At 72.9% G+C, this 13,500-nt stretch carries 14 protein-coding genes; 6 read left to right on the forward strand and 8 right to left on the reverse strand.

The annotated features are described in order from the left end of the window. Positions 1 to 106 precede the first annotated feature (106 nt). The 5 genes from ACFPFQ_RS28145 to ACFPFQ_RS28165 form a co-directional block, all read right to left on the reverse strand. On the reverse strand, positions 107 to 748 hold the full coding sequence (locus ACFPFQ_RS28145; RefSeq protein WP_379624104.1) for a GPR1/FUN34/YaaH family transporter: 642 nt from the start codon (positions 746 to 748) through the stop codon (positions 107 to 109). Between the two features lie 354 nt (positions 749 to 1,102). Next, positions 1,103 to 1,771 (reverse strand): MadR family response regulator transcription factor, encoded by a 669-nt coding sequence (locus ACFPFQ_RS28150; protein ID WP_379624106.1) that lies wholly within the window; start codon positions 1,769 to 1,771, stop codon positions 1,103 to 1,105. Continuing rightward, positions 1,768 to 3,111: a MadS family sensor histidine kinase gene (locus tag ACFPFQ_RS28155; protein ID WP_379624108.1), complete on the reverse strand. Its 1,344-nt coding sequence runs from the start codon at positions 3,109 to 3,111 to the stop codon at positions 1,768 to 1,770. Before ACFPFQ_RS28155 ends, ACFPFQ_RS28150 begins: the two co-directional genes overlap by 4 nt. Positions 3,112 to 3,118: 7 nt before the next feature. Then, on the reverse strand, positions 3,119 to 4,309 hold the full coding sequence (locus ACFPFQ_RS28160) for an iron-containing alcohol dehydrogenase (RefSeq protein ID WP_379624110.1): 1,191 nt from the start codon (positions 4,307 to 4,309) through the stop codon (positions 3,119 to 3,121). A gap of 201 nt (positions 4,310 to 4,510) precedes the next feature. Continuing rightward, entirely contained in the window at positions 4,511 to 5,518 is a 1,008-nt protein-coding gene (locus ACFPFQ_RS28165; protein WP_379624112.1) for a YdcF family protein, read from the reverse strand. Positions 5,519 to 5,676: 158 nt separating this feature from the next. Between ACFPFQ_RS28165 and ACFPFQ_RS28170 the strand changes: the two genes are divergently transcribed. Further along, positions 5,677 to 6,159, forward strand: a complete 483-nt coding sequence (locus tag ACFPFQ_RS28170; RefSeq protein WP_379624114.1) for an SRPBCC family protein — start codon at positions 5,677 to 5,679, stop codon at positions 6,157 to 6,159. Between the two features lie 9 nt (positions 6,160 to 6,168). Here the strand turns inward: ACFPFQ_RS28170 and ACFPFQ_RS28175 are convergent, their stop codons facing one another. Then, the gene (locus ACFPFQ_RS28175) at positions 6,169 to 6,828 is read right to left on the reverse strand and encodes a hypothetical protein (RefSeq protein WP_379624116.1); all 660 of its coding nucleotides are present in this window, start codon (positions 6,826 to 6,828) and stop codon (positions 6,169 to 6,171) included. Between the two features lie 66 nt (positions 6,829 to 6,894). Continuing rightward, complete coding sequence (locus ACFPFQ_RS28180) at positions 6,895 to 7,062, reverse strand: hypothetical protein (RefSeq protein ID WP_379624117.1); 168 nt, start codon at positions 7,060 to 7,062, stop codon at positions 6,895 to 6,897. Between the two features lie 164 nt (positions 7,063 to 7,226). Between ACFPFQ_RS28180 and ACFPFQ_RS28185 the strand changes: the two genes are divergently transcribed. The 5 genes from ACFPFQ_RS28185 to mscL all read left to right on the forward strand — a co-directional run bounded on the left by ACFPFQ_RS28185 (position 7,227) and on the right by mscL (position 12,465). Then, a complete protein-coding gene (locus tag ACFPFQ_RS28185) occupies positions 7,227 to 7,637 on the forward strand; it encodes a secondary thiamine-phosphate synthase enzyme YjbQ (RefSeq protein ID WP_379624119.1) in 411 nt (136 codons plus the stop codon). Position 7,638: 1 nt separating this feature from the next. Further along, entirely contained in the window at positions 7,639 to 10,575 is a 2,937-nt protein-coding gene (locus ACFPFQ_RS28190; RefSeq protein ID WP_379624121.1) for an ATP-binding protein, read from the forward strand. A gap of 105 nt (positions 10,576 to 10,680) precedes the next feature. Continuing rightward, positions 10,681 to 11,487 carry an alpha/beta fold hydrolase gene (locus ACFPFQ_RS28195; RefSeq protein ID WP_379624123.1) on the forward strand — a complete coding sequence of 269 codons (807 nt, stop codon included), beginning with the start codon at positions 10,681 to 10,683 and terminating at the stop codon, positions 11,485 to 11,487. Beyond that, positions 11,487 to 11,960, forward strand: coding sequence for an ester cyclase (locus tag ACFPFQ_RS28200; protein WP_379624125.1), 474 nt, complete (start codon positions 11,487 to 11,489; stop codon positions 11,958 to 11,960). The genes ACFPFQ_RS28195 and ACFPFQ_RS28200 overlap by 1 nt, the downstream gene beginning before the upstream one ends. A 100-nt stretch (positions 11,961 to 12,060) precedes the next feature. Further along, entirely contained in the window at positions 12,061 to 12,465 is a 405-nt protein-coding gene (gene mscL / locus ACFPFQ_RS28205) for a large conductance mechanosensitive channel protein MscL (RefSeq protein ID WP_379624127.1), read from the forward strand. A 30-nt stretch (positions 12,466 to 12,495) separates the two neighbouring features. Here mscL and ACFPFQ_RS28210 read toward each other — a convergent pair whose 3' ends face one another. Next, the gene (locus ACFPFQ_RS28210) at positions 12,496 to 13,386 is read right to left on the reverse strand and encodes a virginiamycin B lyase (protein ID WP_379624129.1); all 891 of its coding nucleotides are present in this window, start codon (positions 13,384 to 13,386) and stop codon (positions 12,496 to 12,498) included. Positions 13,387 to 13,500: the final 114 nt, after the last annotated feature.

Raw genomic sequence — 13,500 nt, forward strand, 5'->3', positions numbered from 1 at the left:
CGTTAGGGCGGACCGACCCAGAAATGGGCGTTGACCTGCGGAAACCCTTCGGCTGTCGGGGCCGGACTGCCCGGTCGTACAGGGTCGGTCCCAGACGGTTGGCTGCTCAGCTCTGGAGTGGGCGGCCGGTCGGCAGCGCCCGGCCCCCGAGCTCCTGGCCCATGCCGTCGTAGAACAGGTAGGCGCCGATCGCGCAGAACACGAACACCGCGATGCCGCCGAGGCTCAGCGCCGCCGTCGAGCCGACGAGCACGCCGATCAGCACCAGCGCCACCGCGACGTCCACGAACACGAACAGCGCGGTGAAGGCCAGTGGCAGCCGCAGCGTCGCGAGCGTGAGCACCACGAACACGATCAACCATGAGATCAGGAACGTCGCCTGGGTCGCCTGCACCTGGCTCGCCGCCAGCGTCGCGTCGGTGGCCGAGAGCCCGAGCAGGCCGTTGACCAGACCGAACACCAGCAGCCCGAAGCTGGTCCAGAAGCCGCCGAAGATCCCGAAGATGCCGGCGACGGCGCTCTGCCCGATCCGCGCCGCCCAGATCGCCGAGACCCACAACCCGGCCCCGTTGACGAACACCACGGCGGTGATCAGGCCGCCCGGCAGGTCCCGCGGGAGGAACCCGACGAGCCACAGCCCGAGCGAGATCCCCCCGACCAGGAACGTCGGCAGGGCGATGAGCGCCGGGTTGCCCGCGGGCGCGGCGGCGACGTCCTGGTCAACGGTGTCTCTGCTGTCCACACTCATGATCGGCTCCTCTTCGGGGCATCGGCGGTCGCGTGCACCGCAGAGTGTGTGCTGGTCAGACCGCTACCGGACCTGCCCGAACGCACAGAACCGGCCCCTACCGAAGGCCCCCACCCCGGGCGTCCGAGCCCGGGGTGGTGCGCGTTTCACCCCAACTCGCGGGCACATCCGTCGCAACTCGCGGGCACATCCGTCGCAACTCGCGCGGGTGCGTTGATCCCCCGCACCGCGAGTTGCGATGGAACGCCCCGCGAGTTGGGGTCGATGGACCCGCGAGTTGGGACGGAACGCCCCGCGAGTTGGGACGAAGTGCACCGCGAGTGGGGATGACGTGGCCGCGTCAGGCCGCGCCGTTCAGAGCAGGCCCTGCTTCGTGGCCGCGTACACCGCCTCGGCGCGGCGCGACACCATCAGCTTGCGCATGAGGTTGCCGACGTGGAACTTCACCGTGGTCTCGGAGATGAACAGCTCCGCCCCGATCGCGCGGTTCGACAGGCCCCTGGCCAGCAGCCGCAGCACGCCGAGCTCGCGCTCGGTGAGGCGCAGGCGATCGGGTACGCCGCCCGCGAGCGAGCGCACCATCGCCGACGCGCTGCGGGCGTCGAAGGCGCTCTCCCCGCGCGACACGGCGCGGATGGCGCGCACCAGCTCCGTGGTGTCCACGTCCTTGACGACGTAGCCGCGCGCGCCGGCCTGCACCGCCTCGACGACGAGCCGGTCCTCCGCGAACGTGGTGAGCACGAGCACCCCGATGCCCGGGTGCGCCGCGCAGAGCCTGCGACAGACGTCGAGGCCGTCGGTCTGGGTGCCCGCGGTGAGCTTGAGGTCGAGCAGCACGACGTTCGGACGGGTCGCCCCGACGGCGGCCACGGCGGTCTCGGGGGTGCCGGCCTCGCCGACGACGCGCAGGTCGTCCTCGCGCTCCAGCACGGCCCGCAGGCCCTGCCGCATGATCGAGTGGTCGTCCACCAGCACGATGCGGGTGGGCATCGGTCGGGGACGCGCGGCCGCCGGGCTGCTCATGAGCGGCCCTGCCCGGGAGCCGGGACGTCGACCTGTACCTGGAGCCCGCCGAGGCGGGCGCGCCGGAAGGTCAGCGACCCGCCCAGCTCCTTCGCCCGGGTCTGCATGTTGATCAGCCCCCTGTGTTCGCCGGACGGTGCCCCCATCGCCGCGGCCCGGAGGCTGCGGCGCACCTCCTCGGGATTTCCGAGGCCGTCGTCGGAGATCGTGAGCCGGACGGCATCGCTGCGGTAGGCGAGCCGCACCACGGCCCGGCTCGCCTCCGCGTGCACCGCCGTGTTGAACAGCGCCTCGCCGGTGATCCGGAACAGCGACTGCTCGCACTCCGCGGGCAGCGCCACCGGGTCACCGCCGATCCGCACCTCGACGCGCAGCTCGTCGGGCATGTGCACCCCCGAGAGGCGCCGCAGCATGGACGGCAGGTCGGAGTCACCGCCGCCGTCACCGTCGTGGAGCGCGTAGATGGCCGAACGCAGCTGCTCGACGGCGCGGCGGGTGAGGTCCTTCGCCGTGGCGAGCTGGGTGCGGAGCCGGTCGTCGGTCATCTCGCCGCGCACCAGCTCGATGTGCATGCCGGCCGAGAGCGCGTACTGCGTGACGCTGTCGTGCAGCTCGCGCGCGATCCGGTGCCGCTCGACGTCGAGCACCTCGCGCTGGCGCGCCGCCCCGAGCTTGGCCTGCGCGGCGAGGAGCTCGTCGTTGCGCGCTCGCAGGTCCTCGGCCTGGCGGGCCGTGCGGGCGTAGAGCCGCTCGGCATGGTCGAGCAACGCGCAGTTCTGCAGCGCCGCGGCCGTCTGCCCCGCCAGGATGCGCAGTACCGAGTGGTCGGTGTCGTCGATCTCGCGCTCGGCGGGTGTCCAGGCGACGAAACCACCGACGGTGCGGCCGTCGAGGCTGATCGGCACGTGCAGGTGGGTGCGCAGCAGTTCGGAGTCGTGGTCGGCGGAGACCGTGGACGTGCGGAACTGGTCCAGGTGGCGCTGTACCCGCAGCGGGCACGCGCCGTGTCCCCACTCGGCCCCGTCGGGGCCGCGCACGAGCTGACGCGGTTGGACGTCCGGGAGCTCCCCCTCGACCAGCGCGAACACCACCCACTCCGCCGACAGGTGATCGGCGGCGGCCTCGACGACGGCACGCACCAGCGCCTCGGAGCCCTCCACGGTGCGCACCAGCGCCGACGAGATCCGGTCGAGCGCCTGGATCACCCGGCGCAGCCGCTCCGCGGACGTCCGGTACTCCGGGTAGTAGTGCGGTTTGCCCGAACGCAGCCCGGTGAGCGCCTCGAGGTCGGGCCGCACCCGCGTCGACGTGCGCCGCGCCGGCCGCGGGGGCGTGGTCATCCGCCCCTCACAGGGCAGCCCGGAACAGCGCCTCGACATCGCCGACGGACGTGGGCCGCGGGTTGGTCGTCAGGCACGCGTCGCCGAGCGTCAGCTCGGCGAGCCGCGGGATGTCCTCGATGCGAACCCCGAGCGCGCCGAGGTTGCGCGGCACGCCGACCTCGTCGCCCAGGGTGCGGACGGCCTCCGCCACGAGCTCGACGTCCTCCAGCGCGGGCGCGCCGGGCACGTGCACGCCCATGGCCTCGGCGATGGGCACGAACCGCTCCGGCAGCGCGGCCCCGTTGAACCGGATGACGTGGGGCAGCAACACCCCGTTGACCACGCCGTGCGGCAGGTCGAGCATCCCGCCGACCTGGTGGCTCATCGCGTGGGTGGCCCCGAGTATCGCGTTGGTGAACGCCAGCCCGGCCTCCAACGCCGCCACCGCCATCGACGAGCGGGCCGCGGTGTCGGCAGGCCGTTCCATCGTGCGCACCAGGTGGCGCTTGACGAGCGAGATCGCCTGCAGCGCATGGGGGTCGGTGAGCGGGCCGTGCGCCAGCGAGACGAACGCCTCGATGCCGTGGGTGAGCGCGTCGAGCCCGGTGGCGGCGTTGAGCCAGTCCGGCATCGTGACGAGCAGCCGGGGGTCGATCACCGACACGTCCGGGACGAGCGCGCGCCCCATGATCGTGATCTTGGAGTGGCGCTCGGTGTCGGTGACGATGCAGAACTGGGAGACGTCGGCACCGGTACCCGACGTCGACGGCATCATGATCAGCGGCGGGATCGGGTGGGTGATCCGGTCGATGCCCTCGTAGTCGAGGATGCGCCCGCCGTTCGCGGCGAGCAGCGCCACCCCCTTCGCGGCGTCGATCACCGAGCCGCCACCGATGCCGAGCACCACGTCGCACCCCTGCTCGAGGTAGCGGACGTGGGCCGCCTCGATCTCGTGGTCCTTCGGATTGGGCGTGACGTCGGTCCACACCTGCGGGGCGAGTCCCGCCGCCCGCAGGTCGGTGAGCAGCTCGGCGGGCCAGCCGGCCGCCATCAGGCCGGGGTCGGTGACGACGAACGGCCGCCTGGCCCCGAGCCGGACTGCGGCGTGCGCGGCCTCCGCGATCGAGTGCGGACCGAACACGATCTCCGGGGCGTGGAACTTCGACAACCGCAGCGGCGGCGCCTCGGGCTTCGGCTTGTCATCGACGAGGACCACGCTGCCCTCCAGCACTGCTGCGTCATCAGGTGTCACCGGCCCGGCGACGGGCGCGGCGGCGGTCTTGCAGGCTATCGGGCCCGGGGTCGTGGTGCAGGGTTTCGGAACGGCCGGGACGGAGCCTAGCCGCGATCGGGACCGGTCGGACCCTGCTCGGGGTACAGGCACCACCCTGTCCGTTCAGGCAGGGCCGGGCCTGTCCTACACGAACGCCAGCACCGCAGGCAGGACGAGCACCACGCAGATCGCGCCGTTGACCACCCGGTGCTCGACGACGATGGCCACGAACTCACGGATCGTCGCGCTGGGCCAGAAGTACCAGGCCGTCGGCGAGCCGATCACCTGGCCGTTGACCCGGGCCCGGCGCGCGGTCAGTGCGGCGCGCAGGACATGGAAGTTGTTCGTGACGACCAGGCAGCGGTAGCCGGGACGGCGAGCGGCCATGAGCTCCCGGCTGAAGGTCATGTTCTCGAACGTCGTGCGGGAGCGGTCCTCCAGCAGGATCAGCTCCGAGGGCACGCCGCGGTCGATCAGGTAGTCGGCCATGGCGCGGGACTCGGAGACGTCCTCGTCGCAGCCCCGGCCGCCCGAGGTGATCAGCAGCGGTGCCGCCCCGCGCGCGTGCTGCCGGTCGAGGACCACCCGGGCCCGGTCGAGCCGGCTCGCCAGCAGCGGCGGCACCCTGGCACCGATCAGCCCGGAACCCAGCACCACGACGAAGTCGACGGCGCGCCGGTTGCGGATCCGCCCGTAGACCACGGCGTAGAGCAGGAAGCAGACGAACAGGAACGAGAAGTAGCCCAGCACGCCGGTCACCGACGTCTGCACGGCCCGCACCGGCGGCGACTCGACCGGCGCGAGGACGGCGCTGAGCACCACGAAGCCCACGATGCCCGCGCCCAGCAGCAGCGACAGCAGGTTGGGCAGGCGGGCACCCTCGCGCCGGATCATGGTGACGCCGTTGCCGATGAGGAACGCCGCGAGCGCGAGGATGGTCAGCGGGATCAGCACGATGATGATCACCACCGTGATGCGCGTGGCCAGCAGCGACACCGTGGCCAGCGTGGCCAGCGCGCCCAGCCCGAGGAACGCCAGCGCCATGAACAGGTACACGCCGTTGCGCAGCCGCCGCCGCTCCCGCGTGAAGCTGATCAGGAACAGCAACACCCAGATCGCCGCGATCACATAGGCGACGACGGCGAACCCCACGCGGCGCAGTATGGCGGCCGCGGGCCGGCGGCGCCGAGCGCCGCACCGGGCGCGTCCGGGGCACGGTCGCGACCCGGCCGGAGCCGGGCACGTTTGGCACCGGGGGGTCGTCGGGTACTCCGATTGCCTGCATGGGACCAGCCCGGCGAAGGAGCATTGTGGACACGAGCAAGAAGTTGCAGGCCAGCAAGGTGATCAAGGCGCCCGCGGAGAAGATCTTCGCGCTGATCTCCGACCCGAGCCGTCACGCCGACATCGACGGTGCCGACATGCTGCGCGGCGTGGAGGGCACCAGCGCACCCATCGGCGGCATCGGCCAGACGTTCGTCATGAACATGCACGCCGACGACCTCGGCGACTACCGCATGGTCAACCACGTCACCGCCTACGTGCCCGGCTCGCGCGTCGGCTGGGGCCCGAGCCTCGACCCGACCTGCGAGCTCGCGGAGAAGCTCGGCGAGATGGACGCCAGCGGCCACACCTACACCTACGACCTGAACGAGGTCGAGGGTGGCACCGAGGTCACCCAGACCTACGAGTGGATGAGCGTCAAGGACCCGAAGTTCGCCGAGATGTTCCCGCGGGTCTCGCAGGAGCAGCTGGCCGGCTCGCTCGACCGCATCGAGGCCGCCCTCACCTGACGGGCCTGCTCACCTGACGGGATCCCCGGCGCCGGCGGGGCGACGCTCCAGCCGGCGCCCGAGGATCTCACGGATGTAGACCTCGACGAACACCCGCAGGTACGGGTCGCGGCCCAGCTCCCCGAACAGCGCGACCGATACCGGGTCGACGGCGTCGGTGAGGTGCACGATCCGCCACAGGTTCAGCGGGTCGTCCTCGGTACCCGCCACCGCGTGCTCGACGTGGAACAGCGGCTGCCCGGTGCCCGCCACGAAGGTGCGACCGTCGGGGGCCTCGAACCGGCCCACCCCGATGAAGATCACGCTCTGCCGGTGGTGGTCGACGCGCACGTGCTCGACCACGGTGCCGTAGACGGCGGGCTCCAGCCACAGCCGCTGATCACTGACGCGGGTGAAGGACTCGACCGCGCCGATCCGGACGCCGGGGAACCGCTCCGCACTGCCCGGCCGGACCACCGTCGGGATGAACCGATCCGGAGCGGAGGCCTTGCGCACCTCCATGTCCCACAGCATGGTGCGGGTGAGCCTGATGTCACCGTCGCCCTCGTAGCGCTCGCGCAGCACCCGGTTGACGTCCGCCGGCGGGAGCTCGATGGCGGTGTTCCCCGGCGCGGACCAGGCCCGGTCCAGCACCGACTCGTGATCGATCACATCGGCCTCTGCAGCCACAACGCCCCCATTGGTCAGGATCAGTGATAGTAACCAATCCTGACCATACGCCCGCTCGCCGAGCGCCTACCGGGGCTCCAGCCGTTCGGTGTGCATCGGGCAGTCGGGAGCCGTGAGCAGCTGGTTGGCGGGCGTCGACGGGCCGTTGATCAGCACCGGGCAGAGGCAGCCCTGATCGACCGCCGCAGCGGACCCCGGCCCCGGAACGTCGATGCTGTCGAGATCGTCGGACACAGAACTCCCCCATGCTCACACCGGCCGGCATCACCGCCGACCGTCACCACGAGTCGACGATTCTGCCGTACCCGCGGTTACATCGCCGTTCGGCGGGCCGTGCGTGTGGCACTCCACACCATCCGAACAGGGAGGATGGGGGCCGAACCAGGAGGATGGGCGCCATGGACAGCGAGCTCATCGAGATCCGGACCGGTCACCGCGAGACCGTCGTCGACCTGACCGACGAGATCGCGGCCTTCCTGCGCCGCACCGGAGCCCGCGACGGCCTGCTGCACGTCTTCGTGCCGCACGCGACCGCGGGCATCGCGGTGATCGAGACCGGCGCCGGGAGCGACGACGACCTGCTCACCGCGCTGCGCGACGTGCTGCCCGCCGACGACCGCTGGCGCCACCGGCACGGCAGCGCCGGTCACGGCCGCGACCACGTCCTGCCGGCGTTCGTCGCGCCGTTCACCTCGGTGCCGGTGCTCGACGGCACCCCCGCGCTCGGCACCTGGCAGTCGGTCTGCCTGGTCGACACGAACGGGGACAACCCGGTGCGCCAGGTGCGCTTGTCGTTCCTGGCCGGCTGACGTGCCGGCCGAGCTCGACCGGCCACCGGGGATCCCCTTCACCGGACGGCAGCGTGAGCTGCACCGCCTGCTCGACGCGGTCGAGCGCGCGAGCGGGGTCGGATCCGGACCGGTCGGCTCCGTGCTGGTGGTGGCCGGTGAACCCGGCATCGGCAAGACCGCGCTGCTGCGCCGGTCGCTGGCCGAGGCCCGGCGCCGGGGCGCGATCGCGGTCAGCTCGTGCGCGGTGGAGGGCGAGTGGCAGCCGCCGTACGGCTGCTGGGCCGAGCTCCTGCACCAGGTTCACGCGGACGGGCCGGTCGACGTGGCCGGGATCGTCGCCGGGTTGGGGCCATCGGGTGCCCTGCTGACCCAGCTCGCTCCGGCGCTGGGCACCGATGCACCGACCCCCGACGGTGCGCACTCCGTGGCCGTCTCCCTGCCCCCCGAGCAGGAACGGTTGCGGCTGTTCGACGCCACGGCCCGGTTCCTCGGGGCGGTGGCGGCGATCCGCCCGCTCGTGATCGCCGTCGACGACCTGCAGTGGGCCGACGTCGACTCGCTGGCGCTGCTGCGGTTCGTCGCCCGGTCCTGCGCCCGCTCGGGCGTGGTCGTGCTCGGGCTCTACCGCCACCGCGGTGAGGAGATCGGGGCGGCGCTCGCGGAGTTCCTGGAGCGGCTGCGGCGGGAGTCCGCGGCAGAGGAGCTGGTGCTCGGCGGGTGGTCGCCGGCGGAGGTCGGTGATCACCTCGCCGCGACGGGGGGCGCCGCCGTGCCGGGTGCGGTGGTCACGGCGGTGCACGCCGCGACGGCCGGCAACCCGTTCTTCGTCACGGAGCTGTGGCGCCACCTCGTCGAGTCGGGCCGGCTGCGCCTGCGTGATCAGCGCTGGTCCACCGACTTCAGCATCGCCGAGCTCGGCATCCCCGACAGCGTCCGACACGTCGTCGGGCGCCGGATCGCCGCGCTGGACCGCCCCAGCCGGCACCTGCTGACCGCTGCCGCCGCCTTCACCGGGCCGTTCACGCTCTCCGGGCTGGCGCCGTTGGTCGACGTCGACGAGCCCGCGCTGCTCGACGCGCTCGACGCGGCGATGGCGGCGGGGTTGGTGCAGACCGCGCCGCAGTGCCCCGGTTACGTGTTCTCCCACGCGATCGTGCGCTACGCGGTGCTGGACCGGCTCAACCCCGACCGCGTGGCCCGGCTGCACCGCGCCGTCGCGCGCTCGCTCGAGTCGACCGGTGGCGCGGCGGCCGAGCTGGCCTACCAGTACCACGCGTCGGCCGGTGTCCCCGGCGCCGAGCCCGGCGTCCGCTGGTGCCTCGCCGCGGCCGAGCGGGCGGCGGCGGGTGCCGGGCACGCGATGGCCGCGCGCTACCTCGCCATGGCCGTCGACATCGCTCCGGTCGCCGAGCGGGCGGGGCTGCTGTGCCGGCTCGCGCTCGCGCAGGTCGACGCGGCCGCTCTCGACGACGCCGAGCGGACGGGCCGCGCGGCGCTCGACGCGCTGGCCGCCGGTGGCGCGGATGACGTGGCGACCGTCGCGTTCCTGTCCCGGTTCGCCGCGGCGCTCAAGGACGCCGGAGCGCCCGCCGGCCGGTGGGTCCCGCTGGTGGACGCCGGGCTGCGGCTCGTCGGCGACGTCCGGGACCTCGCCTGGGCCCGCCTGACGCTGCTGCAGGAGCGGGTCCGGCCGATCGAGGTCGGCAGGCTGCGGCTGGGCGGCTGGCTCGGCGTCGACGAGGACGCCGCTCGCCTCGCCCGCGAAGTCGGCGACGAGGACGACGCCGCCCGCTCGTTCGAGCCCTTCGATGTGCGCGATCCCGCCGGCACCGCCCACGTGCTCGCCTCGACCCGGCGCTGGCGCAGCCCGACGGCGCGGCTGCGGGGGCTCGACGTGGCCGCGCGCGACCTGATGTACCGGCAGGGTGACGTGCGCGCCGGGGCCGTGGTGCTCACGGAGCTGCTGGCCGAGAGCGAGCGCGTCGGGTCGCTGCACGGCCGCGCCGAGGCGTTGACGCAGCTCGCGCTGTGCCAGTCACTGCTCGGCGAGCTGGACACCGCCGATCGGACCTGGAGCGCCGCCGGTGCCGTCGTCGCCGCGCTGGGACCCGACCATCGCTTGCACGTCGTCGCCGAGATCGCGCTGGGCGCCATCCTGGGCTACCTGCGCGGATCGGCGCCGTGGCACCGGCTCGGGGAGCACGCGGAACGCCTCGCGACGCAGCCCGGCGCGACCGCCGCGCCACTGGGCTTCACGCTCGGGTCGTTCAGCGTGCTCGCACACTGCCTCGCGGGCGATCGCGGCCCCGCCGAGCGGATGCTGGTCGAGCTGGTGGACGGCATGGAGCAGGTCCGGCCGGACACCTACCTGCTCAACGGTGGCGCCTGGTGCGTGGCGGCCGGGGTGTGGGAGCTCGGCGACAGCCCGTTCGTGCCGCGGCTTCGGCGCCTCGTCGATCGTCTCCTCGATGCCGGGGTGAGTGCCGGACCGGCCCGGTCGCTGGAACTCGCCGCTGCCCGGCTGGCCGGGCTCGACGGCGACGTCGACGGGGCCACGGCGTGGTTCACCCGCGCCCGCAGCGTATTGACGGCGGGTGGGCAACGGCCGATGTGCGCGATCGTCGACCGGGACGAGGCGCTGCTCGCGCAGCGGCACGGCCGCCGGGCACCCGCGCTCCGGGAAGCGGCGCTGGCCGCCTTCGGCAGGCTCGGGATGACCGGATGGATGCGAGACGATCCCGCGGCCCCCATCGGGACCGACGTGCTGACGGCACGCGAGGCCGAGGTGCTGCGCCTGCTCGCCGAGGGCCGCACCAACCGGGAGATCGCCGAGCTGCTCGTGGTGGCCGAACCGACGGTGCGCCGCCACGTCGCGAACATCTACCGCAAGCTCGGCATCCGCAACCGGGCCGAAGCCACCGGCTACGCGCTGCGGCGGGCCGCGCCGCCCGGCTGAGACACCTACATCATTCGACCCACACCCGCCGGATGAGCGCTTCGGTCGATGCCCGGCACACCCCGGCGGTACTACAACGGTGCCTCCCGATGGAAGGAGCCTGCGGTGGCGGTGCTGGTGCGAGACGGAGTCGCCCTGGACTACGAGGAGACCGGGCACGGTGGGCCGCCGATCGTGCTGGTGCACGGCGCGTTCTGCGACCGGTCGGACGTCGGTGCGCTGGTCGAGCACTACCGGAGCTCGCACCGGGTCGTGGCGGTCGACCTGCGCGGCCACGGGCGCAGCGACGCCCCGGTGCAGAACTACCCGGTGGACGTCTTCGCCGGCGACGTCGCCTGGCTGTGTGCGCAGCTCGGTGTCCACCGGCCGGTGGTGATCGGGCACAGCCTCGGCGGGCAGGTGGCGCTGCAGCTGGCCGCCGACCACCCCGACCTCCCCGCGGCGGTGGTGGCGCTCGACTCCACGATCGTGCCCCCGCCCGGTGCCGCTGACGTGCTGGCCCCGGTCACGGCGGCCATCGCCGGCCCGAACCATGTGGGGGCACTCCAGCAGTTCATGGCCATGACGATGCTCCCGACCGACGAGCGGACCCGGGCCGCGGGCGTGCTCGACCGGCTCGCCGCGGTACCCCGCCACGTCGTCATGTCGACCTGGGCGGACGGGCTGCTCGGCTGGGACTCCGCGGCCGCCGCCGCGGCGTGCCGGACCCCGCTGCTCTACCTCGACCACGGCTCCCCCAACTGCGACCTGGTGCGGCTCGCGCAGCTGTGCCCCCAGCTGGCGGTCGGTCGCACCGTCGGAGCCGGCCACTGGGCGCTGCTCGAGGTCCCGGACCAGGTCACGGCCATGATCGACCGGTTCATGGTCACGTCGCTCGGTGCGCCCGTCGGTGGCCGGGAGGGTGGTGTCTGATGCTCGTGGACCAGTACCAGCGCTGGCTGTTCGAGGTGTGGGGCCGCGGCGACGAGACCGTGGCAGCCGAACTCGTCGCAGCCGACCTCGTCGACCACGACGCCCTGCCGGGGCAGCCCGCCGGGCGCGCCGGGGATCTCTGGGCCGCGGCGCAGATCCGCACCGCCTTCCCCGACCTGCGGTTCACCCTCGACGTCTGCTTCGCCGATGCCGACCTCGTGACGGGTCGCTGGACCATGACCGGCACCCACACCGGCACCATCGACTTCATGGGGCTGCCCCCGACCGGGCGACCGGTGCGGATGAGCGGGCAGGAGATCTTCCGCGTGCGCGACGGGCAGTTCGCCGAGGTCTGGCACCAGGAGGGGGTGGGCAGCATGCTCAGCCAGCTCGAGCTCGAACCGCCCCGCGTCATGCTGAGGATGGCGGCCCGGCGCAGCGGCCGGCGCTATCGGAAGGGTTTGCGGGCCTGAGTCGCTCGTTCCGACCGGATTCGCACCTCCCCCGGCGGGGCGTGCTGCGGGGGCGGCGTCGCAGCGGCAGCATGTCCTGCGCGCACACCCTGGAGGGAACATGATCAAAGGCTTCAAGGACTTCATCCTGCGCGGCAACGTGGTGGACCTCGCCGTCGCCGTCGTCATCGGCGCGGCGTTCGGCCTGGTCGTCACCGCGTTCACCGACAGCATCATCAAACCGCTTGTCAACGCCATCACCCCGGCGAACAGCCCGGGGCTGGGCATCCAGATCGTCGCCGGCAAGGACAGCACCTACATCGACTTCGCCGCGGTGATCACGGCCGCGATCAACTTCGTGCTGGTCGCGGCCGTCGTCTACTTCATCGTCGTGGTGCCGCTGACGCGCATCAAGGAGCGCCGCCAGAAGGGCGAGGAGCCCGGTCCGGCCGAGCCGACGGAGATCGAGGTGCTCAAGGAGATCCGGGACCTGCTGCGGGAGCGGGCCGGCTCCGGCGAGGCCTGACACCGGCACCCGGCCGCGCAGGGCACCTCGTCAGCCGGATGTGGCCAGCGCGCCGATCTCCAGCGCCACCCAGACCACACCGCCGGCGGTCACGGTGAGACCGTGCGGCTCCGAACGGGCTGTGGGCAGGTCGTACTCCCGGATCACGCCGTCGTGGCCGATGTGCCCGACGCGGTTGGCTCCCCACTCGGTGAACCAGAGGCCCTCGTTCGGGTCGGCCACGATCGCGTGCGGCCGAGCGGCCGGGTCGGCCAGCGCGAACTCGGTGACGGTCGCGTCGACGGTGATGCGGCCGATGCGCCCGGCCCCGATCTCCACGAACCACATCGCGCCGTCCCGGCCCGCGGTGATCCCGACCGGAGCCGCATCCTCGGTGGGCAGCGGGTGCATCGCGATGTCGCCACCGGTGGTGATCGTCCCGATCGCGTTGCCCTGGTTCAGGGTGAACCACAACCTGCCGTCGGGGCCGGCCGCGATCGCCGACGGGAAGGACGTGGCGTCCGGGAGCGGGAACTCGGTGACCTCGCCGTCCGTGGTGATGCGCCCGATGCGACCGGCGGCGATCTCGGTGAACCAGAGCGCGCCGTCGGGTCCCGCCGCGATCCCGTACGGCCCGGCCGACGGCGTCGGCAGCGCGAACTCCGCGAGCGCACCGCCGGTCGTGATCCGCCCGATCCGGTGCGACCCGTACGCGGTGAACCACAGCGCCCCGTCCGGGCCGTCGACGATGACGGTCGGGCCGGAACCGGCGGTGAGCGGGTGCAACGCGACCTCCCCACCGGGTCCGATCCGGCCGATGGCATCACCGTGGACCAGCGTGAACCACTGTGCGCCATCGGGACCGGTGGTGATGCCGTAGGGGCCGGCGGCCGGATCGGCGACGGCGATCTCCTGGAACGTCGGAGGGTGCTGCAACGTCATGCGCCCACCCGATCACAGTCCCCCTCACGTCCCGTACGGCACTCCCCCGAACCTGTGAGGTTCGTATGTCCGACGTAGATCCGTGCGGAACCGTGGAGGGCGCCGCCTAGGGTT

Source organism: Pseudonocardia sp. GCM10023141, from assembly GCF_042653605.1.